The organism is Streptomyces sp. JLYT201 (assembly GCF_059448825.1).
The window spans coordinates 9,403,422-9,429,293 of record NZ_CM182551.1 but is presented as its reverse complement, the minus strand read 5'-3'; the positions used below and the strand labels follow the sequence as shown (position 1 = coordinate 9,429,293).

Sequence of the window (25,872 nt, the reverse complement as noted above, 5' to 3'; positions counted from 1 at the left end):
CCGCTGCCGGACCGGCCGTGGCTGTGTGGAGAGAGACGATAGGGCAGCTTGCACGGCGCGACAACAACTGCCCGGCACGGTCTTGCTCCCGGTCCGTGCCACGCTGGGCGGACCGTATCGCCCGCAGCTCAGGAGGACAGGCCCATGGCGAGGGAATCGGACCGGCGGATGCTGCGCACCGCGCTGGAGGAGGCTCGCTCGGGTCTGGCCGAGGGCGGGATCCCGATCGGCGCGGCCTTGTACGCGCCGGACGGGTCCACCCTGCTCGGCCGTGGTCACAACCGCCGCGTGCAGGACGGCGATCCGTCGACGCACGCGGAGACCGCCGCCTTCCGGTCGGCCGGGCGGCAGCGGACGTACCGCGGTACGACGATGGCGACGACGCTCTCGCCCTGCTGGTACTGCAGCGGTCTGGTCCGGCAGTTCGGGATCTCGCGGGTCGTGGTCGGCGAGGCGCGGACGTTCCACGGCGGGCACGAGTGGCTGGCCGAGCACGGGGTGGAGGTCGTGATCCTGGACGACCCCGAGTGCGTCGCCCTGATGGCCGGCTTCGCGGAGGCCCACCCGGAGCTGTGGCGGGAGGACATCGGGGCGTAGGGCACGACGCGGGGCCCGTGCTCGCGCGCGGAGCCCTGCCCCCGCCTCTCCCGGGCCCGTCGGTTCGCGCCCTCAGTGCCCGGCCGGTGTCACGTGGGCCCGTTCCCCCTGCGGGCCGAACAGGGCGAGCAGTTCGGCGGGGCTGCCGTCGGCGCTGCCGATCCAGTGCGGTACGCGGGTGTCGAACTCGGCGGCCTCGCCCGGGCCGAAGCGGTGTTCGTGGTCGCCGAGCACGAACCTGACGTGCCCGTTGAGGACGTAGAACCACTCGTACCCCTCGTGGGACTGCAACGTCACGGCCGGTGCTCGGCCCGCGGGCGGATGGATCACCTTGTAGGCCTGGATGCCGCCCGCGCGTCTGGTCAGGGGCACGAGCACGAGCCCGGATCGCCGCACCGGCCGCAGGTGCACGCGCGGGTCGCCGGTGGGCGGCGCGGCGACGAGGTCGTCGAGCGGGACGCCGTGCGCCCGGGCCAGGGGCAGGAGCTGCTCCAGCGTGGGGCGGAGCCTGCCGTTCTCCAGGCGGGACAGGGTGCTCGCCGTCAGGCCGGTCTCGACCGCCAGCGCCGCGAGCGTGGTGCCGCGCGCCCGGCGCAGGGCGCGCAGCCGCGGCCCGACTCCGGCCAGCACGTCTTCCGTGGGGGTGTCCATGCTGCCCGATGATGCGGATCCGCAACTTTTCTTGCAAGGGCGGAAAGGCCCTGGCGATGCTGGCGGCACAGCGCGGGAACCGACGGCACCGAGGCGCGGACGCGGGGGACGGCTCGTACGACTCCGGCCGGTCAGCTGCTCGGACGGCTCCGGCAGGTCAACCGGTCGTACGACTCAGGCCGTTCAGTCGGCTCGGGTGCCTCAGACGCCTCCGGCCTGCAGACGGCTCGGGTGGCTCCGGCAGCCCCGCCCGGGCGCCTCGGACGGCGCCGACGCACAGACGCACAGACGGCTCGGACAGCTCAGACGAAAGGGCACCCCTGATGGACTCCACCCACCACCCCCGGCCCACCGACAGCGCGGCGGAAGAGGACGCCGCCCAGTTCTGGGAGCGGATCCACCGCGCCCGGAGCACCTGGGCCGCGCGCGTCAACCCGCTGCTCGCCGAGGTCGCCGCGCCGCTGCGCCCCGGTGCCGCCCTGGACCTGGCCTGCGGCCCCGGCGGCGACACCCTCTGGCTGGCCCGGCAGGGGTGGCACGTGACCGCCGTGGACATCTCCGCCACCGCCGTGGAACAGGTGCGGACCCGCGCCCGCGAACTCGGCGTCGCCGAGCTGGTCACCGCCGAACGGCACGACCTGGCCGACAGCTTTCCCGGCGGCCGGTTCGACCTCGTCTCCGCCCAGTACTTCCAGACCCCGTTCGAGCTGCCCCGCGAGCGCATCCTGCGCACCGCCGCGCGGGCGCTGCGGCCCGGCGGCCTCCTCCTGGTCGTCGACCACGGCTCCGCCGCGCCCTGGTCGTGGAACCAGGGCCCCGACGTGCACTACCCCACGCCCGACGAGACGGCCGCCGCGCTCGCCCTCGATCCGGCGCAGTGGTCCGTCCTGCGCGCCGACATGCCGCGCCGCCGGGCCGTCGGACCCGCCGGGGAGACCGCCACCGTCGTCGACAACGTCCTGCTCGTCCGGCGGACCGCCGCGTGAGCGCCGAGGACACCCGCCCGCCGTCGGCCGGTCCCGACGAGAAGGCCGTCCTCCTCGGCTTCCTCGACCAGTTGCGCGCCGCGGTCGCCGACAAGGTCACGGGCGTGCCGGAACCACAGGTCCGCTCGGGCGGGGTGCCGTCGGGCACCAACCTCCTCGGCCTGATCAGGCATCTGGCGATCGTCGAGCGGTTCTACTTCCTCGGCGAGGAGGTCGGCCCCTGGCACGCGACCATGCGGCCGTCCGCCGAGGACACCGTCGAGAGCGTGCTGGCCGACTACCGAAGGACCGTCGAGCGGGCGAACCGGGTCATCGACGCCTGCCCCGATCTGACGCTGCCCGCCCCGCGACCGCCGCGCCGGGGGCCGGGGCCCTCGATGCGCTGGGTCCTGGTGCACATGATCGAGGAGACCGGGCGGCACGCGGGCCACGCCGACATCCTCCGCGAGCAGATCGACGGCTCCACGGGCCGCTGACGGCGCCTCAGCACACCTCGGCCCGGGTGCGCCGCGCATAGGCGCGGGCCGCCCGGGCGCGGTCGCCGCAGCGGGTGGAGCACCAGTGGCGGCGGCCGTGGCGCAGCAGGTAGCGGTTGCAGGGCGTGGAGCCGCAGGCGGTGAGGCGGTCGGCGTCGGGCCCGGTCAGGAGGTCGGCGGCGTCGGCGGCCAGGGCGGCCAGGGCGTGTTCGACGATCTGGGCGGTGGGGTGCGAGGCGGCCCGGTACAGACCGCGGGTGGCGTCCCAGTGCAGCAAGGAGGCCGCGGGCGCCCGGGTCAGGGCCTCGTTGACCGCCGCGAGCGCGCTCGCGGGTGCGGGGTGGCCGTCGACGCGGGAGGCGAGCAGGGACCGGATCTGTTCGCGCAGCGTCCGCAGCTGCGCGGCGCACACCTCCTGGAGTCCGGCGTCCTCGGGCGCGAGGCCGTGCTCGACGAGCCATCGGTTCGCCGCGGCGGGGCTGCCGAGCCGATCGAGGAACTGGCCGCCGGGCAGCGCGATCGCGCTGTCGGCGAAGTCGAGGGCCGGGTACTGCTCGGCGCCCGGGGCGGGCGGCAGATCCGGCTCGGCGGTCACGCTGTCCTTCATGACTCTCATGGTATGGCTTGCGCTCATCCATGAGAAACAACTAGCTTCACCTCACGGATACACCACTACTCATCCGTGAGGTGTGCTCTCCCATGGCTTCTTCCGACTCCTCCCCGGCTGTCTCCGACCCGTCGGCGGCGCCCGCCGACCCGCCCGCGGCCGCCGCCGATGCACACGGCGAGCAGATTCCCGTACGCGTCTTCGGCGGCCCCACCGCGCTCTTCGAGTACGGCGGTCTGACGTTCCTGACCGACCCCACCTTCGACGCGCCCCGCAGCTACCCGGTGCCGGGCGGCGAGCTGGTCAAGACCGCGCCCGCCGCGGCCTCGCCCGCCGACCTCGGCCGCGTCGACGTCGTCCTGCTCTCGCACGACGAACACCCCGACAACCTCGACGAGTCCGGCCGGGCCCTCCTCGCGGAGATACCCCTCACCCTCACCACCCCCAGCGGCGCCCGTCGCCTCGGCGGCGCCGCGCAGGGCCTGGCCCCGTGGGCGTCGGTCGACCTCGACCGCCCCGACGGCAGGACGGTGACCGTGACGGGCGTGCCCGCGCTGCACGGCCCGGAGGAGCTCGGCGTCGAGGAGGTCGAGGCCACCGTCGGCGAGGTCGTCGGCTTCGTCCTGACCTCGGCCGACCTGCCCACGGTGTACGTGAGCGGGGACAACGCCTCGCTCGGCCGGGTCCGCGAGATCGCCGCGCGCTTCGGCCCCGTCGACACCGCGATCCTCTTCGCCGGGGCACCCCGCGTCCCCGTCTTCGACGGCGCCCTGCTGGTCCTCGACAGCGCTCAGGCCGCCGAGGCCGCCGCGATCCTCGGGGCGCGCAGGGTCGTGCCGGTGCACTGCGACAGCTGGGCCCACTTCACCGAGGGCCGCGACGACGTCGTGGCCGCCTTCAAGGCCGCGGGGCTCGACGGCCGGCTCCGGCTCACCTGAGGGCCGCCGGGCCCGGGGCCGTTCCGGCCGATGGGACACCGGCGGGACGCCGGCGGGGCCCCGGTCGAACGCCGATGAGGCTCAGTCGCCCGTGCCCGCCTCACCAAATCTCTCCAACTCCGCCACGGCGCGGGTAAATTGACCTTGCCGCCCACGGCGGGCGTGCCTTTCGGGGGTTGGGGTAGGAAATGCGCGGCACGGTCCTGGACGGGCGGTACACGCTCACGGAGCGGATAGGCGCGGGAGGCATGGGCGCCGTCTGGCGGGCCCGCGACGCACGCCTCGACCGGGACGTGGCCGTCAAGCTGCTCGGACTGCCCCGGCACACGTCGGGGCCCGAGCGGGAGCGGATGCTGGCGCTCTTCGTGCGCGAGGCGCGGGCCGCGGCGGCGCTCGACAGCTCGTACATCGTGCCGGTCTTCGACCACGGCGCGGACGGCGACGTCCCGTACCTCGTGATGCCGCTGCTCACGGGCCGTACGGTGAACGCGCTGCTCCGCGAGGGCGACGGCCTCGCGCCGGAGCGGGTGGCGGACATCGCGGGGCAGGTGTGCCGGGCGCTCGCCGTGGCCCACCGGGCGGGCATCGTGCACCGGGACATCAAGCCGGCCAACGTGATCGTCACCGACGAGGGCACGGTGAAGGTCCTCGACTTCGGCATCGCCAAGTTCCTCGACGCGACCGGGGCGACCGGCGGCTACCTCACCCGCACCTCCGACTCCCCCATCGGCACGCTGCACTACATGGCCCCCGAGCGGTTCACGCGCGGGCCCGCCGACGGACGCACCGACGTGTACTCGCTGGGCTGCATGGTCCACGAGATGCTCACCGGGTCACCGCCCTTCGACGCGCCGTCGGAAGCCGCCCTGATGCACTGTCATGTGTACGAGGCCCCGGACCCGCCCTCCGCACGGCGACCGGAACTCACCCCGGAGTGGGACGCGTTCGTCGGCCGGACGCTGACGAAGGACCCGGCCGGCAGGCCCAGCGCCGACGAGGCCCGTCAGGCCCTTGAGGCCCTCGCGCGCACGGCGGGGCTCCGGCCCGTGCCGCTGCCTCCGCCCGCACCCGTGGCCGCGCCCCTGGAACCCGTGGGAGCGGCCGAGTATCCGCTCGCCCCGCCCATGCCCCAGGGGCCGCCGACGCCGTGGCCCGTGCCGCAACCGCTGGTCGCGGCCGGGAGCGGCTCCCGTCCGTGGTGGCGCAGATGGTGGCTTCCGGCCGGGGCGGCCGTGGCCGTCGCCGCGCTCGTCGCCGTGCTCACGATCATCAACCCCTTCGACAAGGACAGCGGGGGCGACACCGACAACAGGGCGAAGGACGGCGGCTCGGGCAGCTCGGACGGTGGCGGGAAGGGCGGCAGCATCGGCGCCAAGGGCCCCGCGGTGGCCGAGCAGGCCAGGACCGAGACGCTGACCATCGGCACGGCGGCGGACTCCAAGGGCCCCTCGCCCGCCGTCGGCGGTGCCCGCAAGGGCGGCTCCGTCACCGTCCTCGACCCCTACGAGCTCACCACCATCGACCCGGGCACGATGTGGTCGGGCAACGAACGCCTCGTCTCGCGCCTCGTCTACCGCAGCCTGACGGGCCTCAAGACGCTGCCCGACGGCTCGGTCAAGCTCGTCGGCGATCTGGCCACCGACGCAGGGCGGCCCTCCGCCGGCGGCCGGACCTGGACCTTCACCCTCAAGGAGGGGCTGACCTACAACGACGGACTTCCCGTGCGGGCCAAGGACTTCGCCCACGCCGTCGAGCGCACGCTCGGCCCGCAGTTCTCCCTCGGGGACAAGACCGTACGCAGCTGGCTCCTCGGCAAGGACGCCACCACGGGAACCGCCGCCCGCTCGCTGCCGCCGGGCGCCATCGAGACCCCCAACGACCGGACGATCGTCTTCCATCTCGAAGCCGCGCGCCCGGACTTCAACGTCGCGCTCGCGGGCCCCACCGGCGCGCCCCTCCCCGAGAAGGTCAAGAACAGCCCGGTGAACTCCGGGACGCTCCCGTCGACCGGCCCGTACCAGATCAACGCCTACCAGAGCGGCAAGGACCTCGTCCTCACCCGCAACCCCGCGTGGCGGGCGGCCACCGACCCGCTGCGCACCGCCTACCCGGACACGTACCGGGTGGAGGGAAACGTCGCCGTCGACCAGATCAAGTCCCGCACGCTGGCGGCGCGGCCGGGCGAGGCGGTCATGTCCTTCACCGGCGCCCTCGCCAAGGGCGACCTCGACAAGGTCTCCGGCGCGGCCCGTCTGACGGCGCCTTCCCCGTATGTGCAGACGTACATGATCAATACGCAGCGGGTGAAGAACCGTGCGGTCCGCAAGGCCATCGCCACCGCGCTGCCCGCGGCCGACGTCCTCGCGGCGAGCGACGAGAACGGCACGGTCCAGCACAACCTGCTGCCCCCGGGCGTGCGCGGGGCCCGCCCCTTCGACCTGTACGACGCCGGGGAGCGCGGGTCCCCCGCCAAGGCGCGCGAGCTCCTCAAGGACGCGGGCAAGAGCGGCTACCGGATCACCCTCGGCTACGGGTCGGAGGCGGACGCCAAGCGTGCCGACGTGATCGAGGCGGCGCTGAAGCAGGCCGGTTTCCGGGTCGACCTGAAGCAGGACAAGCCGACCGACTACTTCAAGAACGCGGGCGACGGCAAGTACGACCTGTTCCGCCTCGCCATCGGCGGCGGGCTGCCCGTGGCCTCCTCGTTCCTGCCGGACTACTTCGACAGCGAAACCACCGCCCCCGCCTCGTCGAACTACTCCCGCCTCAAGAATTCCGAAGTCGACGACGCGATCGAGGCGGCCGGCGGCGCGGGCTCCGTGTCCGCCGCGGGCGAGCTGTGGGCGCGGGTCGACCGCCGCGTGATGGAGGAGGCGGCGGCCGTGCCGCTGTACGTGCCGACGCGCACGTTCCTGCACTCCGATGCGGTGCGCGGGCTCCAGGTGGATCTGGACGGGGTGTCACCGCTCAACGCGTACGTGCGCCCCTGACCCTCCCGGGCGGTCTCGGACCTCGGACGTAGGTCCGGTGCCCCATGCGCGTCCCCCGCACCACCGGCTACGGTCGCTCCTCATGCAGAGCACCGACAACACGCGCCGCGACGTGCGGGAACGCACCCGCGACACACGGGCACGCCTGGACCGCGAACGGGACGTCTGGGTGTCCACCGCCCACCCGGAGCGGGGCCCGCACCAAGTGCCGCTGTGGTTCTGGTGGGACGGGCGCGCGCTGTGGCTGTGCACCGGCGGGACCACCGCGACCGCGCGCAACCTCCGCGCGGACCCCCGCGTACACCTGGCCCTGCCGGACACGTTCGACGTGGTGCAGCTGCGCGGGACGGCGGACTGCTTCCCGGCACCGGAGGTGCCGGAGGAGGGCGCGGCCGGATTCGCGGCCAAGTTCGGCTGGGACCCGCGCACGGCCGAGGGGCCGTACGTCTATCTGCGGGTCACCCCGGACAGCGTGCTGGCCTGGCGCGGCGAGGGCGAACTCTCCGGCCGGGTGCTCATGCGCGCGGGGGTGTGGCTCGGGTAACCGCCCCCGCGGGGCCGCACACCCGCGTCACCCGTGCCCGAGCGGCAGGGTGATCACGGCGCGGGGCCGGTGGTCAGCGGCTGCCCGTGACGGCCTGGATCTCCCGGTCGATGATCTCCCACAGGGGCACGCCGTCGCAGTTGCTGAGGATGACGCCGACCCAGCCGGTGTCCGGGTAGATGTTCCAGCTGGCGCCGACACCGGGGTCGCCGCCGGCCCGCCCCCACAACCACTGGCCGTTGGTGATGTGGACCGGCATCGAGTAGGCCCCGAACCCCGCGTCGGCGGAGGGCGCCCGGCCGTTGCGCAGGCCGCCCCGCTGTGGGGGAAGGGGCATCTTGGCCGCGGTCAGCACCTCGGCGTAGGGCCGGTCGAGGACCGTGCCGTCGGCCAGCGCGTGCGCGAACCGGACCAGGTCGGGCGCGGTGGCGAAGCCGCCGTCCCCGGGGGCGTCGATGAAGTTGCGGCCCGGGTTCTTGCCCGGCTGCTGCGGGCTCGGGCTGCTCTTGTCCAGGTTGCGGACGGCGTCCACCCGGCTGCCGTCGGCCAGCTCCATGTACGGGTGCGCGACGCGCTCGTCGGTGAGCCACCGCGGTCTGGTGCAGAACGCCGTTCCGGTCATGCCGCAGCGCCGGAAGATGTGCTCCTCGACGTAGTCCCAGTACGTCATGCCGGTCACGGCCTCCACGATCTGCGCGGGGATGGCGACCTCGGCGCCGACGTGGTCGGTGGGGGTGCCGGGGGCGGCCACCAGCTCGGCCTGCCGGGCCCACCGCTCGTTGTACTCGCGCACCTCCTCCCGGCTCTGGAAGACGCGTCGCACGTCGACGTCCGGGTTGCTCAGCCCGGAGGTGCCGGAGAGCAGATGATGGATCGTCACCTTCTCGGCGATGTCCTTGGCGAAGCCCGTCAGATGGGTGCCCACCGTGTCCCACAGCTTCACCTCGCCCTGCTGCACCAGTTGCAGGACGGCCACCGCGCCGAACGGCTTGCCCGCCGAGCTGAGGGAGAAGGCGACGCCCTCGTGGTTGCGGACCCCCTTCTCCTTGTCGGCCATGCCGTAGCTGCGCGACAGCACCGTCCGGCCCCGGTGCGACAGCAGGATCACGCCGGAGAACTTGTCCTCCGCGGCCAGCTTCGCCACGTACCGGTCGTAGGCCCCGCCGGGCCGGGCGTCCGGCGGGATCGCGTCGGAACCGGCCGGGGCGGGGGCCGCGTGGCCGGGGCGCGCGGTCACCAGCTGCGCGCCGGAGGCCGCCGCGCCCGCGGCGGCAAGGCCGCTCCATCCGAGCAGCCGCCGCCGGTCGATGCCGCGTACGGAATCCGCGTCCATGGTCATGTCCCCTGTCTCCTTGGCTTCCGGTCGGCTACGGGTCAGCTCCTGATCGGCTGACCGGCCGTTGCTCCGCGGGGTCCGGGCCTTCGCCGACGGTGACCCGCGCCCCTACTCAAGACGGCGGGCCGTTGCGGCGGCGTATCCGCTTTTCGATACGCCCGCGATACCCCCGGCCCCGGGGAAGCGGGCCACGGGCAGCGGTTCTGAGAGGGTGCGCCTATGGATGTCCGGCAGCTGGAGTACTTCCTCGCGATCGTCGACCGCGGTGGGTTCAACCGCGCCGCCGCGGCACTGTACGTGTCGCAGCCCTCGCTCTCGCAGGCCGTCCGGGCCCTGGAGCGCGACATCGGCACGGAGCTCTTCCACCGCATCGGACGCCGGGCGGTCCTCACCGAGGCGGGCCGGGCCCTCATCGAACCGGCGCGCGCGGCCGTGCGGAGCCTGCACACCGCGCGGGCGAGCGTCGATGCCGTGCGCGAGCTGCGTGAGGGCCGCCTCGACGTCGCCTCCATGCCGTCGCAGGCGGTGGAGCCGCTCACCACGCTGATCCGCGCGTTCAGCGTCGACCACCCGGGCGTCTCGGTGGCCGTGAAGGCGGCCTTCACCGCTCGGGACGTCATCGACATGGTGCGTACGGGCGCGGTCGAGCTGGGACTGCTCGCCACCGCGGGAGCGGTCCCGGAGAAGGAGGTCGCCGCGCACGTGCTCGGGCGGCAGCGGTTCGTGCTCGTGGTGCCGCCCGACGGCCCCTTCGCCGGGCGGGACGCGCTCGGCTGCGCGGAGCTGGCCGGGCAGCGGCTGATCGTCGGGCAGCCGGGCACCGGCATGCGTGCCTACGTAGACGCGCTGCGCGAGCGGAGCGTCGACTTCACCGTGGCCGCGGAGACCGAGCACCGGGTGGCCCTGCTGCCGCTGGTCCTGGCCGGCGTCGGGCTCGCCGTCGTCACGGACTCCTGGCGGGAGTTCGCCCGGCGGGCGGGCGCCCGCGTCCTGGACATCGAGCCCGCGACCACCCTGGACATCGCCCTGGTCAGCAGGCGCGGCGTGCTGTCCCCGGCCGCCGCCGCGTTCGCCGCGGCCGCCGTCGCGTCCCGCGCCCCGGACGAGGCCTCCTGATAAGGCCTGCCTATAAGGCAGATCCGGTATGCGTCTTGGACGCCGGTACGGGCCCGTTGCTGGAATCGGCGGCATGACGAACCACCGCATCGCGCTGATCCCCGGCGACGGCATCGGCACCGAGGTGCTGCCCGCCGCGCAGCAGGTCCTCGACGTCCTCGGCCGCCGTCACGGCTTCGGCCTCACCTACACCTCGTACGACGACTGGTCCTGCGAGCGGTATCTGCGCGAGGGCGCGATGATGCCGGACGACGGCCTGGACCAGCTGCGCGACAAGGACGCCATCCTGCTGGGCGCGGTGGGCCACCCCGAGGTGCCCGACCACGTCTCGCTGTGGGGGCTCCTGATCCCGATCCGGCGGGGCTTTCGCCAGTACGTCAACCTCCGGCCCATCCGCGTCTTCGAGGGCGTCGAGAGCCCCGTGCGGAACGCGCGCGCCGGTGATGTCGACTTCGTGGTCGTCCGCGAGAACGTGGAGGGCGAGTACAGCCAGGTCGGCGGCCGCTTCAACAGCGGATTCCCCGACGAACTCGCCGTACAGGAGGCCGTGTTCACACGGGCCGGTGTCAGCCGGGTCCTCGACTACGCCTTCGGCCTCGCGGCGCGCCGGGGCGGCCGGCTGACCTCGGCCACGAAGTCGAACGGCATCGTGCACACCATGCCCTTCTGGGACGAGCTCGTCGCCGAGCACGCGCCCCGCTTCCCCCGCGTCGCCTGGGAGCAGGAGCACATCGACGCCCTCGCGGCGAAGTTCGTCCTCGCCCCGGGCCGGTTCGACGTCGTGGTCGCCTCCAACCTCTTCGGTGACATCCTCAGCGACCTCGCGGCCGCGATCGCCGGGTCCATCGGGATCGCCCCGGCCGCCAACCTCAATCCCGAGCGGGAGTTCCCCTCGATGTTCGAGCCGGTGCACGGTTCGGCGCCCGACATCGCGGGCCGGGGCGTCGCCAACCCGCTGGGCGCGATCTGGTCGGCGGCCCTGATGCTCGACCACCTGGGCCATCCCGCGGCGGCCAAGGACGTCACCGACGCCGTCGCGGGCGTCCTCGCGAAGACCGACGTGCGCACCGCCGACCTGGGCGGCACCGCCACCACCGCCGCCTTCACCGACAAGGTCCTCGAACTCCTCTGACCTCTGCCCCCCCCCTGAGCCGCCGGCGGCCGCCGCGAGCAGCCCGAAGGCCGGTTGCGCCCGTTCCTCGACGAGGAGAAACGCCATGGCAGCACCCGCGTCCCCCGCAGCGGCGCCCGCGCCCAAGCGGCCCTGGTACCGGCAGCTCTACTTCTGGGTTCTGACCGCCATCGTCACCGGGGTGCTCACCGGCTGGCTGTGGCCCTCGGTCGGCACCGCCCTGGAGCCGGTGGGCACCACGTTCGTCGCCGCCATCAAGATGCTCATCGCCCCGATCGTCTTCCTGACCGTCGTGGCGGGCATCGGCGGCGTCGACAGCCTCGGCCGCGTCGGCCGGGTGGGCCTGAAGTCCCTGCTCTACTTCCAGGCCGGGACGCTCGCCGCCCTGCTCGTGGGCCTGGTCGCCGTCAACGTCTTCCAGCCCGGCGCGGGCGTCCACGCCGACCCGGGCGAACTCCGCCTGGAGGGGGACGCGCGGCAGTACGTGAAGGACGGGCAGGACCAGGACTGGTGGCACTTCCTCACCGACATCGTCCCCCACAGCGCCGTGGGGGCCTTCGCCGAGGGCAACGTCCTCCAGGTCATCTTCCTCTCGGTGCTCTTCGGCGTCGCCCTCAAGGCCGTCGGCCCCGTCGGTGAACCGATCGTCGAGGGCGTCCACCGCCTGAGCGCCGTCGCCTTCAAGATCCTCCACTATGTGATGCTGGCCGCTCCCGTGGGCGCCTTCGGCGCGATGGCCTACACGATCGGCGCGTACGGGATCTCCACGCTCACCAGCCTCGGGCAGCTCATCGGACTCTTCTACGGGACGTCCGCGTTCTTCGTGGTCGTGGTGCTCGGCGCGGTCACCGCCGCGCTCAGGATCAACATCTTCCGGCTGCTCCGCTATCTGCGCGAGGAGTTCGTCCTGGTCCTGGGGACCTCGTCGTCCGAGAGCGCCCTGCCGCGCCTGATGCAGAAGCTGGAGGGCCTCGGCGTCAGACGTGACATCGTCGGCCTGACGGTGCCCACGGGCTACTCCTTCAACCTGGACGGCAGCTCCCTCTACCTGTCCCTGGCCACCGTCTACATCGCCCAGGCGACCGACACCCCCTTGAGCATCGGCCAGCAGCTCGGTCTGCTCGCCGTCATGATCCTGACCTCGAAGGGGTCCGGCGGCATCACCGGCGCCGGTTTCATCGCGCTCGCCGCGACGCTGTCCACGGTGGGCACCGTCCCGGCGGCGGGCATCATGCTCATCTTCGGCATCGACAAGTTCATGTCGGAGTGCCGTGCCCTGACCAACCTCGCGGGCAACAGCGTGGCCACGCTCGTCGTCGCCCGCTGGGAGAACGACCTCGATGCGGAGCGCGTCAACAAGGTGCTGAAGGCCCGTGCCCCGGATCCCGCCCCCGCCGAGGACGCCGACGGCCGGGCCGAGGCCCCCGTGGAACTGCCGACGAAGGCCTGAGCCGCCTGGCGGCAGGCGCCGCGCGGCCTTCCTCTAGAGTTCTTCCGTCCCTGGACGCGCGCGGCCCCGGCCGACGGCGCGTGCCGACCCCGACCGAGGAACGACCCGTGACCGACATGGCGCCCATATCCCTCCAGCAGGAGATCGCCCGGGATCTCCAGGTGAGCCCGACCTTCGAGGCGGAGCAGGAGATCGAGCGCCGGGTGGCGTTCCTCGCCGACCAGCTGACCTCCACGGGCCTGCGCTCGCTGGTCCTCGGCATCAGCGGCGGCGTGGACTCCACGACCGCGGGCCGGCTGTGCCAGCTGGCCGTCGAGCGGGTCCGCGCCACCGGGCGCGACGCCACCTTCTTCGCGATGCGGCTGCCGTACGGCACGCAGGCCGACGAGCACGACGCGCAGCTGGCGCTCGACTTCATCCGGCCCGACGAGACCCTGACCGTCGACGTGCGGCCCGCGAGCGACGCAGCCCGCGACGCGGTCCTCGCCGGGGGCACGGCCTTCCGTGACGCGCACCACCAGGACTTCGTCCACGGCAACATCAAGGCCCGGCAGCGCATGGTGGCCCAGTACGCGGTCGCGGGCGCGCACGAGGGCCTGGTCGTGGGCACCGACCACGCCGCGGAGGCGATCTCCGGCTTCTTCACCAAGTTCGGCGACGGCGCGGCCGACGTGGTGCCGCTCACCGGCCTCACCAAGCGGCGCGTCCGCGCCCTGGCCGAGGCCCTGGGCGCGCCCGCCGCCCTGGTGTGGAAGACGCCGACCGCGGACCTGGAGACGCTGAGCCCGGGCAAGCCCGACGAGGACGCGCTCGGCGTCACCTACGACGACATCGACGACTTCCTGGAGGGCAAGCCGGTCGGCGGGCCCGCCTTCGAGGCCATCGTCCGCCGCTACCGCCTCACCGAGCACAAGCGCCGGCTGCCGATCGCGCCCTGAGCCCGCTCCGCCGGTCAGCGGGTGGTGTGCGCGCCGCCGTTGACGTGCAGGACCTGCCCGGTGATGTGCCGGGCCGCCAGTGAGGCGAGGAAGGCCACGGCGCCCACGACGTCGTCGGGGGTGCCGTGGCGGCCCGTGGCGGTGGCCGCCACCAGCTGCCCGCGGCGCTCCCCGGTGAGCTTGTCGCGGAAGAACTCGGTGTCGGCGATGTAGCCGGGCGCGACCACGTTCGCCGTGACGGACCGGGCGCCGAGTTCGCCCGCGAGGCTGATGTTCCAGGTGGCGAGGCCCGCCTTGGCGGCGCCGTAGGATCCCGCTCCCTGGTCGGCGGCGATGGAGCCGATGTGGACGACGGCGCCGCCCTCGGCCAGGCGGTCCGCCACCGCCCGGGTGGTGAGGGCCGCGCTGATGAGGTTGGCCTCCAGGTTGGCGCGGAAGTCCCGGGCGTAGGAGGCCAGGTCCGCCTTGCCGTCGGCGTCGAAGAGCACGTTCCCGCCCGCGTTGTTGACCAGGACGTCGAGGCGCTCGGGCAGCGCGTCGAGCAGGCGCAGCAGGTGGTCGGGGCACGTGTGGTCGCAGACCACGGCGTGGGCTCCGGTCTCGGCGGCCAGCTCCTCGATCGGCCCGGGCCTGCGGCCCGTGACGAACACCTCGTCGCCCTGGGCGGCGAAGTGCCGCGCGACGGCCCTGCCGATGCCCGTGCCGCCGCCGGTGACCAGGATGGTGCGTGCCATATGCTGAGCTCCGATCACGTTCATGTAGGCCTAAATTTAGATCTAAACGTAGCCCGAGGGGGCTCCCCGTGACAAGAGATCCACACGGCGCGCAGGAGGCGGCCGACGCCCTCCCCACGGCCCGGACCATCGCCGAGGCCTGGCAGCGCGAGCGCCCCGGCACCCCGGTCGACTCGATCGGGATCGTCACCCCGATCTGGCAGCTGGCCAAGCTCTTCGGCGACGACCGGCGCGCCGTGCTCGCCCGCGCCGGGGTCGACACCGCCACGCTCGACCTGCTCAGCGTGTTGCGCCGCAGCGGCCCGCCGTACACGCTCACCACCCGGGAGATCGGCCGCCGCTGCCTGGTGACGGCGGGCGCGGTGTCCCAGCGCGTCGCCCGCGCCGAGCGCGAGGGGCTCGTCACCCGCGCCCCGGCGCCGGACCGCTCCCGTGCCGTCCTGGTCGCCCTCACTCCGGCCGGGCACGAGCTCGTCGAGGCGACGGTGGACCACGTCCTGCTGCGCGACGCGGAGTTGATCGCCTCGCTCACGCCCGAGCAGCAGACGCAGCTCGCGGAGCTGCTCCGCGTCCTGCTCGACGACGTCCAGGACCGCGTCGGCGACCACGGGATCACTCAGGTGGGGCACCTCTGAGGCCACGCGGAACGGTGCGGCCCGAACGCGGGCATCCACGTCCGGGCCGCACCCGCCCCCCTCACCGCCGTGCGGCGGCGACCTCCCGTCAGCCCCGCGTGCGCGGGGTGACGATCGGGAACCTCGGGTCGGGCAGCGTCAGCGTGCCGAAGACGGCGTCCGTCGCCGCCTGGGCGTCCGCGCCCTCCAGCGCGATCTTCTTGTCCTCGACCGCCTGGTTGAAGTTCTTGCGGTAACCGGGCTTCTCGGCCAGTTCGTTGAGCGCCTCGCGGCTCAGCCTGATGGTGGCGTCCGGCGTCACGACGAAGCGGTCACCGCCCTCCACGAAGACCAGCACGCCGTTGCGGAGCGTCGTGGTGCACCTCTCCCCCGTCTCGGCCCCGGTCTCGGCGTCGACGAAGACCCAGTCGAGCACGATCGGGACGCGGTGCCGCTCGGCCGCCGTCGGCCCGTCCACGCTGCGCGCGAGCGCGGAGAAGTACTGCTCCAGGGTCGTGCTGCGGATCAGGTCCACGGAGGACTGGCTGGTGATCAGCGGCTGCGGGCCGCTCACGACCTCCTGGGCGCCGGTCAGATAGACGTTGCGCCAGGTCGCGTTCTCACTGCCGTAGCCGAGCTGGGTGAAGACCTTGGCCTGGAGTTCCTTGGCGCGCGCGACCTGCGCCTCGGGGAGCGGGCTGCCGTTCTCCGCGGCCGTCGCGAAGATGACGTGGTTGAGCAGCTCGGCGGCCCAGCGGTAGCCCTGCGCGGTGCCGCTGTCGTAGGCCTGCTGGGCCTTGTCGACGACGGCCTCGGCGCCGCCCATGGCCTCCACGTAGGCCGCGCCCGACTGGGTCGGCGGAAGCTCCCACAGGTGCGCCGGGTTGCCGTCGTACCAGCCCATGTAGCGCTGGTAGACCGCCTTGAGGTTGTGGCTCATCGAGCCGTAGTAGCCCCGGTCGTACCAGTGGTCGCCGAGGCCCGAGGGGAGCTCCTTGAGCTGTTCGGCGATCTCGGTGCCCGTGTAGCCGGAGTTGATCAGCCGCAGCGACTGGTCGTTGAGGTAGCCGTACATGTCGCGCTGCTTGTTGAGGAATTCGAGGATGCGCCGGTTGGAGGGCTTCCCGCCCGGCTCCTCGTTCTCGACCTCGGCCCACACCGGCCAGTGGTGCGAGGCGAAGAGGACGTCGGTGTCCTTGCCGAAGGTCTGGATCGCCTCGGTGAGGTACTTCGACCAGGCGTGCGCGTCCCGGACCTGCGCGCCGCGCAGGCTCAGGATGTTGTGCATGGTGTGCGTGGCGTTCTCCGCGATGCACAAGGTCCTGGCGTCCGGAAGGTAGATGTTCATCTCCGCCGGGGCCTCGGTGCCCGGGGTGAGCTGGAAGACCAGCGGGAAGCCGGAGTCCTTGAACGTGTACGCGTACAGCCCCGGCCGCCACGGGATGACGTACGAGCTCTTCCAGTCCTCCTTCGCCACCGGCTGGTGCTCCGGCCCGCCGAGGTAGACGGTCGGCGGGATCAGCGTCACCTCGCCGGTGGAGATGGTGAGGCCCAGGCCCGAACCGACCTGCCCCGTGGGGCCCTTGTCCAGCTGCGCCGCGTACATGTACTGCGCGCGGCGGGCCATCGCCGGGCCCGCGTAGACGTTCTCGCTGACCGCGTGCTCCAGGAAGCCCTCGGGCGCCACGACGGGCACGTCCGGCTCCAGGGGGTCGCCCACCTCGTGGAAGATGCCGCGCGCGCCGCCGAAGTGGTCGACGTGGCAGTGGGTGTAGATGAGGCCCTTGACCGGCCGCTGCTCCTTGGTGAGCTCCGTCGTGTCGCGGAACAGCTTCAGGGCGGCCTGCGCGGTCTCGTAACAGGCCAGCGGATCGATGACGATCAGGCCCTGGTCGTACTCGATGATCGTCATGTTGGACAGGTCGTAGCCGCGCACCTGGTAGACGCGGTACGCGCTACAGGTCGCGACCCGGAACAGCCCGGCGACGGCCGTCAACTGGCCCTGGCGCCGCAGGCTGCCGTTGACGGTCGGCATGTCGCCGTCCGAACCCGACTCGAGGAACTCGTACGAGGTGAAGTCCCAGACCACCTTCTCACTGTCCTTGCGGGAGGTGATGACGGGGACGTCGGGCGGGGCGATCCGGAACCTGCCGGCATCGGCGAAGTCCTTGCCGTCCCTCGCGTCCGAGTCCCTGATGATGGCGGCGGCCCTGAGGTTCGCCTCGGCCACCGCGGCCGAGGGCTCGACCGGCTGGGTGAACTGGGAGTTTTCGGGCATGACGACATCCCCTCACGTCGGTGTGCGGAAACCATTCCGCAAACGATCGTGACGCTAGGTGTGCATGCCGTCACTCACAAGAGAGGTGATCGAGCCAGGTGGTGCGAGGGGTGGTTGACGCGGTACATGGTCCTGTCGAGACACACAGGAGGGCGCGGCCCGGGCGTGGTCGTCCCACGCCCGGGCCGTGCCCCTCCGGCGGGGCGCCCGCCTCCGCGGGAGGCGGGCGCGTTCGGTCAGCGCCGCGTGCCCGCGGTCTCCTTGTGCTCTTGGTGCCCCTTGTGTTCCTGGTGCTTCTCGTGTGCCTGGTGCTCCTCGCGGTCGTCGTCCTCCTGGCGGCCCTTCGCGCTCCCCGCGGGCGGCGCGTCGCCGTCGGACGCCGTCACCGTGCCGTGCCGTTCGGCCCAGACGGTGAGGGCCGTCGAGCAGGCGTGGTCCAGGTGACGCAGGCCCGACAGGTCCAGTTCGGACCTGCGGTCGTCGGGCAGCGCCTCCAGCTGGTCGAGGATCTTGGGCAGCCGCAGGAACGTGGCGTTGCCGACCACGCGGACGAGGATCGTGCCGGTGCCTTCGAGTCCTTCCACCTCCAGGTGGACGTGGGAGGTGTCCCAGGCCGTCTTGACGATGGCGAGGGCCAGGCCGATGAGGACGCCCTCGAACATGTTGGTCGCCACGATCGCGAGGGCGGTGACCGCGAGTACCAGGGCCTCGCCGCGGTGCTCGCGCCACAGCGGCCCGAACGCCTTGACGGGGATCAGCTTCCAGCCCGCGTGGATCAGGACCCCGGCGAGCGTCGCCACCGGTATGACGCCGAGGGCCGCGGGGAACGCAGCGGCGAAGGCGAGCAGCCACACGCCGTGCAGCACCCGGGACGCCTTGGTCCTGGCACCGGCCTGCACGTTGGCGGCGCTGCGCACGATCACCGCGGTCATCGGCAGCGCGCCGAGCGCCCCGCACACCGCGTTGCCCGCGCCCTGGGCCATCAGCTCCTTGTCGTAGTCGGTGCGCGGGCCGTTGTGCATGCGGTCCACGGCGGCCGCGCTGAACAGCGACTCGGCGGACGCGATCAGGGTGAAGGCGAGGACGGTGCCGAGGGCGCCCGCGAGGGCGCCGCCCTCCACCAGGGCGGAGAACGCCTCGCCGCCGGGCGGCTGCACCGCGTCCACCAGGCCCTGCACCTCGACCTTCGCCACCGACAGGTCGAGCGCGAACACGGCGAGCGTGGCGAGGGCGACCCCGGCGAGCGGGGCGGGAAGGACCCGGGCGGCCCTGCGCCACCGCGGCCACAGCACCAGGACGGCGATGGTGCCGGCGCCGACGGCGAACGCGGCCAGGGCGTCGCCCGAACCAGCCGTGTCGGCGGCGAGCCGGGGCAGTTCGGCCAGCTTGTCCAGGCCGGACGCGGGAGCCTCGGCGTCGACGAGCGCGTACAGCTGCCCGGCGATGAGGACGAGGCCGATGCCCGCGAGCATCCCCTGCACCACCGCCACGGATATCGCCCGGAACCAGCGGCCGAGCCGGAGGGCTCCCATGGCCAGCTGGAGGAGCCCGGCGATCAGCACCAGGGCGCCGAGCGCCGCGATGCCGTACTCCTGCACGGCCTCGTAGACGAGGACGGTCAGACCGGCGGCCGGGCCGCTGACCTGGAGGCTGCTGCCGGGCAGCAGACCGGTCAGGAGGCCGCCGACGATGCCGGTGACCAGACCGAGTTCGGCCGGTACGCCGGAGGCGACGGCCACGCCGACGCACAGGGGGACGGCGACGAGGAAGACCACGATCGACGCGGTGAAGTCCGCGCGCAGTGTGGCGAAGTCACGCACTGAGGGCCTTTTCATGGTCGGTACGTCAGCTTTCGTGGGTTTCACCGGATCTCCCCGTTCTCACAGCGGGAGGAAGAGGTCGGTCTCGGCGTGATGAGCCGCCACCAGGCCAGTGTGAACCTCGTAGTACCAGCCGTGCAGGCGCACGTCGCCACTCTCCAGGCGCTCGCTGACGCACGGGTAGGCGCGCAGGCGTACCAGCTGTTCCCGCACGTGACGCTGGACGGCGGCGGCGACCGCGGGCCCGTCGTCGGCGGGCAGTCCGCTGGACAGCTGACGGTCCAGCCAGTCCCGCACGGCGGGCAGTTCGGCGAGGTCCTCGCCGCGGGCCTTGGCGCCGACGGCGCCGCAGTGCGAGTGGCCGCAGACCACGATGTCGGCGACGCGCAGGACGCGCATCGCGTACTCGATGGTGGCGCCTTCCGAGCTGGCGGGCCGGTCGGCCGCGTAAGGGGGCACCGCGTTGCCCGCGGTGCGCAGCTCGAAGAGGTCGCCGGGGCGGGCCCCGGTGATCAGGGAGGGCACGACCCGGGAGTCGGAGCAGGTGATGAAGAGGGCGAGCGGGGACTGCCCGGCGGCGAGCCGCTCGAACGTCTCCTGTTCCTCGCGTCGTTCGGCGATGCGGGCGGTCATGCCGCGGGCATGCGTGATGAAGGTCTCCATGGCGAAGACGTCTCCTGGGGGTGTCGGTGTGGGGTGTGCGGTCGGCGGGCGGGGCCCGGTGTTCCGCTCAGGAGCGCGATACGCAGTGCAGGACGAGCAGTTGGGCACCCGGTCTGGCGGGCACGGGCGCGCCCGGCCGGGGACCGGTGGGGTTGCGGGCCGTGCGGGCGTCGGCGGGGTCGGCCGCGTCCGGCCGGGCCTGCGGGGCGGCGGCTCGCGCGTGCGCGGGGGTGGGGTGCGCGCGGCCGCGGACGAAGTGCGACGGCGGGTGGGGCACTTCGCTGTCCCTGAGGGTGCGTTCCCGCGTGTCCATGGTGGCCGGGGGCGGTTGCGACGCGGCGAGCCCGGACGGGGCCGCCGCGTCGGGGGCCGTGCCGGCGACAGCCGGGGCGGCCCCGCCGCAGAGGAGGGTCAGGAGGACGATCACGGTGGTCACGGCCCAGTGGCGCGCTCGCGCCGCCGGGCCCGGCCGGATGCGCCGCCGGGCGCGCACGGGGCAGGGCCTGCCGTCGGGGCGGTCGGTGCTGAGGGGCTTCATCGTCGTCAGGAGGCTTCGGGCGCACGGGCCGGCCGGTCACGGGGAGCCCGGGCGGGGCGGCCGTGTCGGCTCGCGGGTGCGCGTTCAACTGCCGCCCGTTCCCTTGGGCTCCGGCGGGGTCAGCTCGCTGATCTCGGACAGCTCCATGCCGAGCTGCTCGTGCAGGAAGCGCACGATCGTCCAGTGCGGCAGCGCCCCCTCGTCGAAGGGGCCGAACTCCCGCGCGTACAGCGGGATCCACCGCAGGGCCTCCTCGATGGCCTGCTCTCTGCCCGGCTCGCGCTGGTAGTCCTCGTACGCGATGCTGCGGTGCTCGATGAAGAAGCCGCCGGGCAGCCGCCGCTCGCACAGGGCGCGGTACTCGCGGGTCTGGAGGATCAGGTAGTGCCAGATCTCGTCGATCTCCTGCTCGACGGGGAGGAAGAGCCCGCTGAGCCGGTCCGGGTGGCGGGAGACGAGGTAGAGGTAGCGCAGACACTCGGTGACCTGGCGCTCGACGTACTCCCGCGGTGCGTCGGCCGTCGCGGCGAAGTGGGCCACCACCTCGGCGTGCAGGGCGTCGCCGAGCAGGGACGCGAGGTCGGCGGGGGTCACGTGGTCGACGGCGGGCGCGCGGGTGTCGGCGGACGCGATCGGCTGCGTGGTCATGGTGCTCCCGGGAGGTGTGGCGTGGGGTGCGGAGGGGGCTCAGGTGTCCTGGGCGAGCCAGGCGTACTTGCCCGAGCCGCCGATGGGGACGTGCTCCTGGTGGCGCAGGTCGCTGTTCCGTCCGGTGAGCGCGGCGACCCCCTGGCGCAGCGCGTCGGCCTCGACGGGCGCGAGCGGGGCGCCGTCGAAGGTCGTGTAGCGCAGCAGCGCGCGGGAGGCGTCGCGGACGTCGAGCTGGTGGACGAAGACGCGGGGCGAGGCGCCTGCGACCACGTCGTCGAGGTCACCCTGCGCCACGGGTCCGTGCGGGGTCTTCAGGAGTTCCTTCTCGCGGCCGCAGAACCGCGTGATGCGGTCCGGGTCCGGCGAGCCGTCGGCGGTGCGCACGCAGTCGCCCGAGCGGTAGCGCACCAGGGGCATGTGCGGGTTGCGCACGCTGGTGACGATGAGGCTGTGGATGCGGCTGCCCGGCTCCACGGGGATCAGCTCGACGCTCATCCGGTCCAGGTACGGGTGGTAGCGGCCGGTGCGGTCGCTGTAGAAGAGGTAGCCGAGTTCGGTGCTGCCGAACAGGTCGACGACCGGGCAGGAGAAGTGGTGCTGGAGGTAGCGCCGCACGTTGAGCGGCGCGTACTCGTAGGCGTGCACGATGCTCGCGGGCCGGGGGAAGGAGGCCCACAGGCCCCAGTCGACGGCCTTGCGCACCAGGTGCGCGAGGTGCGGCCCCGAGCAGTCCAGGTGGTACCGGCCGCGGGGGTGGGCGGTCTGCGCGGTACGGATCTCCTCGATCATGCGCTCGACGTCCGCGCGGTCCCACAGGGCCGGGTCGCGGCGCAGGTTGACGTAGAACGTCCGCTCGTCCAGGCGCCGTTGGTCGAGGTCCGGCAGCGGGTCGGGCTCGGCCCGCGGGCCGCCCCGCTTGCGGGCGTTGACGCGCGCGACGTGCTCGGTGGCGAGGACGGTGGTGAGGGAGACCCGTCGGCACCCCTCGTGCCAGGTGTCGGCGATGTCGGGGTGCTCGCTCCACAGCCGGTAGTAGGAGTCGAGCAGGAAGTACGGGGGCCGGATGATCTGCATCCGCGCGTGGTTGGTGCCCGTGGAGAGCACGAACTCCGCTTCACCCGCCGCGAGGGCGGCCGCCAAGGTGGGGGTCATCCAGTTGTCGGGAAAGCCACGGGCTATCTCCGGCTTCTCCAGAATGGGGAAGTGGCCACGCTCGACGTACGGCCGGTAGATCGGTATGTCCTGGATCTGGGCGATGACGTCGGCACTGGGCTGACCGTTCATGACCACCCTTCGGGGCTGCTCGGGTACGTGGGGGGCGGCCCGACACGCCGTGGGGCGTGCCGGGCCTGTCATAGCGCCTGGAGTAGCAGGGGCAACTAACGGGTGTTCAGGAAATACAGCCGGACTTCGCCGAGACGCTGATGCAGCCGGACTTGTCCGCGCTGATGCAGCCTTCCTTTCCGGACGCCTTCGGCGAGTTCAGGGCGGTCCACTGGTTCCAGACATCGTCCTTGGCCATCTTCGCGATGAGCTTTTCCACGTCGTACCTCCAGGGGAAGGGGGGATGTGCGGCGGGGCTGCTGCCCGTTCACCGCCGCAATCGAAAGTAAAAGCAAGACCAAGTCGAAGTCAAAGGCGAGCAATGCGCCACTGGCTCAAAAGCCGTCGGGAGCGGACACTTTGGCTTGATCCTTTGGGGCGCGCGGGACGCTATTCACCTTCCCTTCACCAAGACGACAGGGAATGCGCACGAGTGGGGACGGTGGGCCAAAAGGGGCCAATCCACTGGAGAGAGCCGAACGGCTTGATAAAGGGCTGATCGGCCGGAAAGGCCGTGCCGGGAGAGAGGGGTGTGCCGCCGCAGAGGGGCGAGAGGGGCGCTATCGCCCGGTGGGGGCGGTGTGCCAGAGGAAGATTTCCGTGCTCGGCCGGCGCTCGGCGAAGCGGCCCGCCGGGGCGGCCTTCCGCAGCAGCTCGCGCAGGTCCGACTCGAAGTCGCCCTGACGCGACCCGAACAGGTGCGGGGCCGAGAACGACATCGAGAACACTCCGGCGACGACGTCGTCGGCCGTGCGCTCGAGGGGCTGCCCGCCGGGGACGACGAGGCGCTCGGGCCCGGCGAAACCCGCCCGGGCGAACACCGCGGCCTCGCCTCCCGGCGTCCCCTGCGGCAGCACGCCGCGGCCCGCCCGCCTGACCGGTCCCAGATAGCGCCTGACCAGCTCGTCCATCGCGGCGTACGGCACCGGCGGGTGCGGCAGGCCCGCGACGGACCGGTCCTCCGTCTTCAGGTCCGAGAGGTGCGCGAGGGCTCCGCCCGGGCGGAGCATGCCCCGTACCGTCCGCGCCACCAGGTCGCGGTCCATCCAGTGGAAGGACTGGGCGAAGGTCACCACGGTGAAGGTGCCGAGTCCGGCGGGCAGCTCTTCGGCCCGGGCCCGCACCCAGGAGGTCTTTTCAGCCACTCCTCGCCCGGCCGCCTCACGCCGGGCTTCGGCGATCATCCCGGCGTCGGGGTCGAGCCCGACGACCTCGGCGAACGCGTCCGCGAGCCGCAGTGCGACGCTGCCCGGGCCGCAGCCCACGTCGAGCAGACGCCCCCGGCCGTCGAGGTCCAGCGCCTTGGTGAGCGCGTCCGTGAGTCCGGGGGCGTACGGGAGCCGTCCGCGCGCGTAGTACGCGGCCGTCCCGGAGAACAGGGTGTCGTCCCACTGCCAGTCAGCAGACATCTCAGCGCACCACCGTTCACAGGGATCCGAGCGCGAAGTCGCCGATGATTCCACAGCCGGGGCCGGGCGGCGATGCCGTTTCCGCGGGGCGGACCCGGGCGGGTGACGCGCCGCGCTCCGACGGGACGGCACCGGGCCCGGGGCGGAGGTCGCCGCCCCGGGCCCACGCCGGATCATGTGAAGGGCGCGTCACGCGAAGGGCGTGATCATACGAAGGGCGTGATCCGCTCCTCGACGCCGAGGAGCAGCTTGCCGTAGATCTCCATGCCCACCGCGGGCGTGGAGACCGCGTGCCGTCCGGCGGTGCTCGCGTCCCGCCAGATCCGCTGGAGCGGGTTGGAGTCGGCGAAGGCGCCGCCGCCGTGCACGTTGAGCAGGGTGTTGATGGACTCCAGGACGTTCTTGATGGCGTGTCCGCTGTCCGCGCGGACGCGGGCCCGCGTCAGCACGTCGAGCTCGCCGCCGCGGGCCGCGGCCTCGTCGATGTCCGCGGCGGCGCGGTGCACGTGCAGCTGGGCGGTGTCGATCTTCATGGCGGCCTCGGCGATCTGGAGCTGCACGGCCACCGAATCGACCTGCGACTCGTAGTATGTGTACGAGATGGGCTTGCTCGCGGCCTTCTCGGAGACCAGCTTCAACGCGGCGCGCCCCAGGCCCACTTGGGGCCCGGCGAGGCCGAGGGCGAGCAGCGGCGACAGCGGGGAGCGGAACAGGCCCGTCTCCCCGTGCGTCGCCGGCACCTCGCCGCCGAGGGCCCGCGGCACGGAGACGACGCGGTGCTCGGGCACGAAGACGTCCTCGGCTATCAGGCAGTTGCTGCCGGTGCCGCGCATCCCGGCGACGTGCCAGACGTCCTGCATCTCCAGGTCGGTGCGCGGCACCAGGGCCATCGCCTGGTCGACCACCTCGCCGCCCTCGTCCGTCAGCGGGATGCCGAGGACGGCCCAGCTGGAGTGCCAGGCGCCGGAGTTGTAGTACCAGCGGCCGGTCGTCCGCCAGCCGCCCTCGACCTTGCGGGTGGTGGCGGTGGGGCCGAAGACGCCGGTGACCCGCGCGTCGGGGTCGGCGCCGAAGACCTCCTCCTGGGCCTGGAGGGGGAAGAGCGCGGCGGCGAGCCAGTTGCAGGTGTTGACCACGGCCACCACCCAGGACGTGGAGCCGTCCCCCTCCGCGAGTTCGGCCGACACGTCCACCAGGGTGCGCATGTCGGCCTCGTGTCCGCCGAAGCGCCGGGGCACGGTCAGTTTGAAGAGCCCGGCGTCCGCCAGCGCGTCGATCACCTCGTCGGTCAGCCTGCGGTCCGCGTCGATCCTGGGGGCGTGCTCGCGCAGCAGGGGTTGCAGCGCGGTGGCCCGGCTGACGAACTCGGCGTTGGTCGAAGCGGTGGTGCCGGTGGTGGTCATGTCTGTCTCCATGGCTTGAACACGTAAGGGAAGGGCGGGAGTCACGCGACCGAGGTGAAGGCGGAGTGCGTGCCGAAGGTCCGGTGGCCGTAGACCAGCGGGGGCGCCGCCGCGGCCGTGCGGGCATGGACGACCGTGCCGAGCAACAGCCGGTGGTCACCGCCCTCGACGGCCGACGTCAGCTCGCACACGAGCCAGCCCGGCGCGTCCGGAAGCCGGGGCAGTCCGTGGTCGTACTCCCACCGGATCCGGTCGAAGCGGTCGGCGGACCGGCCGGCGAAGCGCAGGGCGAGCTCCTCCTGCTCCGCGCCGAGCACGTTCACCCCGAACCGCCCGGTCGTCAGGATGCGGGCGAGCAGCCCCGACCCGTGGTCGAGCGCCACCGACACCATCGGCGGGCGCAGCGACAGCGAAGCGAAGGCGCTGACGGTCGACCCGTGTGGCTCGACGCCCTCGGCGGCGGTCACGACGGTCACCGGGGCACAGACCCCGGCCATCAGGTCCCGGAAGTCCTGTTCGGTCATCACGGCATCCCCTCCAATCCATCATGATGATTACGGTGATCATGGAGGAGGCTTGGAAAGTGCGTCAAGGGGTGCGATGCTATTGGTCATAATCAATTCATTCGGATCATTCCGAGGGTCACTACGCGGATCGTCGCGAGGATGGGGAGGACCT

Annotated in this window: 25 protein-coding genes; 11 read left to right on the top strand and 14 right to left on the bottom strand. The window is 72.8% G+C overall.

Going from position 1 to position 25,872, the window contains the following annotated elements; genetic code table 11:
* Positions 1–144 precede the first annotated feature (144 nt).
* Positions 145–597: a nucleoside deaminase gene (locus AC5WAM_RS39550; RefSeq protein ID WP_495520616.1), complete on the top strand. Its 453-nt coding sequence runs from the start codon at positions 145–147 to the stop codon at positions 595–597.
* Between the two features lie 72 nt (positions 598–669).
* Here the strand turns inward: AC5WAM_RS39550 and AC5WAM_RS39545 are convergent, their stop codons facing one another.
* Positions 670–1,248 carry a helix-turn-helix domain-containing protein gene (locus tag AC5WAM_RS39545; protein ID WP_495520615.1) on the bottom strand — a complete coding sequence of 193 codons (579 nt, stop codon included), beginning with the start codon at positions 1,246–1,248 and terminating at the stop codon, positions 670–672.
* 323 nt (positions 1,249–1,571) lie between these two features.
* Here AC5WAM_RS39545 and AC5WAM_RS39540 point away from each other — a divergent pair, with 323 nt between their 5' ends.
* On the top strand, positions 1,572–2,234 hold the full coding sequence (locus tag AC5WAM_RS39540) for a class I SAM-dependent methyltransferase (protein WP_495520614.1): 663 nt from the start codon (positions 1,572–1,574) through the stop codon (positions 2,232–2,234).
* Positions 2,231–2,710 (top strand): DinB family protein, encoded by a 480-nt coding sequence (locus AC5WAM_RS39535; protein ID WP_495520613.1) that lies wholly within the window; start codon positions 2,231–2,233, stop codon positions 2,708–2,710. The genes AC5WAM_RS39540 and AC5WAM_RS39535 overlap by 4 nt, the downstream gene beginning before the upstream one ends.
* Before the next feature lie 7 nt (positions 2,711–2,717).
* Here AC5WAM_RS39535 and AC5WAM_RS39530 read toward each other — a convergent pair whose 3' ends face one another.
* Positions 2,718–3,317 (bottom strand): CGNR zinc finger domain-containing protein, encoded by a 600-nt coding sequence (locus AC5WAM_RS39530; RefSeq protein WP_495520612.1) that lies wholly within the window; start codon positions 3,315–3,317, stop codon positions 2,718–2,720.
* Positions 3,318–3,409: 92 nt separating this feature from the next.
* Here AC5WAM_RS39530 and AC5WAM_RS39525 point away from each other — a divergent pair, with 92 nt between their 5' ends.
* From AC5WAM_RS39525 to AC5WAM_RS39515, 3 genes are all read left to right on the top strand, one after another.
* Entirely contained in the window at positions 3,410–4,255 is an 846-nt protein-coding gene (locus AC5WAM_RS39525) for an MBL fold metallo-hydrolase (RefSeq protein WP_495520611.1), read from the top strand.
* A gap of 188 nt (positions 4,256–4,443) precedes the next feature.
* Positions 4,444–7,245, top strand: coding sequence for an ABC transporter substrate-binding protein (locus AC5WAM_RS39520; protein WP_495520610.1), 2,802 nt, complete (start codon positions 4,444–4,446; stop codon positions 7,243–7,245).
* Positions 7,246–7,327: 82 nt separating this feature from the next.
* Positions 7,328–7,789 (top strand): pyridoxamine 5'-phosphate oxidase family protein, encoded by a 462-nt coding sequence (locus AC5WAM_RS39515; RefSeq protein WP_495520609.1) that lies wholly within the window; start codon positions 7,328–7,330, stop codon positions 7,787–7,789.
* A gap of 73 nt (positions 7,790–7,862) precedes the next feature.
* Here AC5WAM_RS39515 and AC5WAM_RS39510 read toward each other — a convergent pair whose 3' ends face one another.
* Positions 7,863–9,128, bottom strand: coding sequence for a serine hydrolase domain-containing protein (locus AC5WAM_RS39510; RefSeq protein ID WP_366792893.1), 1,266 nt, complete (start codon positions 9,126–9,128; stop codon positions 7,863–7,865).
* Positions 9,129–9,344: 216 nt separating this feature from the next.
* On the opposite strand from AC5WAM_RS39510, the gene AC5WAM_RS39505 reads away from it, so the two are divergent.
* The 4 genes from AC5WAM_RS39505 (at position 9,345) to nadE (ending at position 13,761) form a co-directional block, all read left to right on the top strand.
* Complete coding sequence (locus AC5WAM_RS39505; protein WP_495520608.1) at positions 9,345–10,241, top strand: LysR family transcriptional regulator; 897 nt, start codon at positions 9,345–9,347, stop codon at positions 10,239–10,241.
* A 73-nt stretch (positions 10,242–10,314) separates the two neighbouring features.
* The gene (locus tag AC5WAM_RS39500) at positions 10,315–11,373 is read left to right on the top strand and encodes a tartrate dehydrogenase (RefSeq protein ID WP_495520607.1); all 1,059 of its coding nucleotides are present in this window, start codon (positions 10,315–10,317) and stop codon (positions 11,371–11,373) included.
* An 85-nt stretch (positions 11,374–11,458) separates the two neighbouring features.
* On the top strand, positions 11,459–12,823 hold the full coding sequence (gene dctA / locus AC5WAM_RS39495) for a C4-dicarboxylate transporter DctA (RefSeq protein ID WP_495520606.1): 1,365 nt from the start codon (positions 11,459–11,461) through the stop codon (positions 12,821–12,823).
* A gap of 116 nt (positions 12,824–12,939) precedes the next feature.
* Positions 12,940–13,761 (top strand): NAD(+) synthase, encoded by an 822-nt coding sequence (nadE, locus tag AC5WAM_RS39490; RefSeq protein ID WP_495523751.1) that lies wholly within the window; start codon positions 12,940–12,942, stop codon positions 13,759–13,761.
* Between the two features lie 14 nt (positions 13,762–13,775).
* Here the strand turns inward: nadE and AC5WAM_RS39485 are convergent, their stop codons facing one another.
* Positions 13,776–14,495, bottom strand: coding sequence for an SDR family NAD(P)-dependent oxidoreductase (locus AC5WAM_RS39485; RefSeq protein ID WP_495520605.1), 720 nt, complete (start codon positions 14,493–14,495; stop codon positions 13,776–13,778).
* 68 nt (positions 14,496–14,563) lie between these two features.
* On the opposite strand from AC5WAM_RS39485, the gene AC5WAM_RS39480 reads away from it, so the two are divergent.
* Positions 14,564–15,130, top strand: a complete 567-nt coding sequence (locus AC5WAM_RS39480; RefSeq protein ID WP_495520604.1) for a MarR family winged helix-turn-helix transcriptional regulator — start codon at positions 14,564–14,566, stop codon at positions 15,128–15,130.
* A gap of 88 nt (positions 15,131–15,218) precedes the next feature.
* Here AC5WAM_RS39480 and AC5WAM_RS39475 read toward each other — a convergent pair whose 3' ends face one another.
* The 10 genes from AC5WAM_RS39475 to AC5WAM_RS39430 form a co-directional block, all read right to left on the bottom strand.
* Complete coding sequence (locus AC5WAM_RS39475; RefSeq protein ID WP_495520603.1) at positions 15,219–17,387, bottom strand: alkyl/aryl-sulfatase; 2,169 nt, start codon at positions 17,385–17,387, stop codon at positions 15,219–15,221.
* Positions 17,388–17,623: 236 nt separating this feature from the next.
* Positions 17,624–19,222, bottom strand: a complete 1,599-nt coding sequence (locus AC5WAM_RS39470; RefSeq protein ID WP_495520602.1) for a SulP family inorganic anion transporter — start codon at positions 19,220–19,222, stop codon at positions 17,624–17,626.
* Between the two features lie 45 nt (positions 19,223–19,267).
* Complete coding sequence (locus AC5WAM_RS39465; protein ID WP_366792883.1) at positions 19,268–19,870, bottom strand: carbonic anhydrase; 603 nt, start codon at positions 19,868–19,870, stop codon at positions 19,268–19,270.
* Positions 19,871–19,937: 67 nt separating this feature from the next.
* Complete coding sequence (locus tag AC5WAM_RS39460) at positions 19,938–20,408, bottom strand: hypothetical protein (protein WP_495520601.1); 471 nt, start codon at positions 20,406–20,408, stop codon at positions 19,938–19,940.
* Positions 20,409–20,492: 84 nt separating this feature from the next.
* Positions 20,493–21,056, bottom strand: a complete 564-nt coding sequence (locus tag AC5WAM_RS39455) for a glycine-rich domain-containing protein (protein ID WP_366792881.1) — start codon at positions 21,054–21,056, stop codon at positions 20,493–20,495.
* 39 nt (positions 21,057–21,095) lie between these two features.
* Entirely contained in the window at positions 21,096–22,343 is a 1,248-nt protein-coding gene (locus AC5WAM_RS39450) for a hypothetical protein (RefSeq protein ID WP_495520600.1), read from the bottom strand.
* 106 nt (positions 22,344–22,449) lie between these two features.
* Positions 22,450–22,602 carry a hypothetical protein gene (locus AC5WAM_RS39445; protein WP_171075619.1) on the bottom strand — a complete coding sequence of 51 codons (153 nt, stop codon included), beginning with the start codon at positions 22,600–22,602 and terminating at the stop codon, positions 22,450–22,452.
* A 340-nt stretch (positions 22,603–22,942) separates the two neighbouring features.
* Positions 22,943–23,791 carry a class I SAM-dependent methyltransferase gene (locus tag AC5WAM_RS39440; protein ID WP_495520599.1) on the bottom strand — a complete coding sequence of 283 codons (849 nt, stop codon included), beginning with the start codon at positions 23,789–23,791 and terminating at the stop codon, positions 22,943–22,945.
* Between the two features lie 206 nt (positions 23,792–23,997).
* Positions 23,998–25,194: an acyl-CoA dehydrogenase family protein gene (locus AC5WAM_RS39435; protein WP_495520598.1), complete on the bottom strand. Its 1,197-nt coding sequence runs from the start codon at positions 25,192–25,194 to the stop codon at positions 23,998–24,000.
* A 41-nt stretch (positions 25,195–25,235) separates the two neighbouring features.
* Entirely contained in the window at positions 25,236–25,718 is a 483-nt protein-coding gene (locus AC5WAM_RS39430; RefSeq protein ID WP_495520597.1) for a flavin reductase family protein, read from the bottom strand.
* Positions 25,719–25,872: the final 154 nt, after the last annotated feature.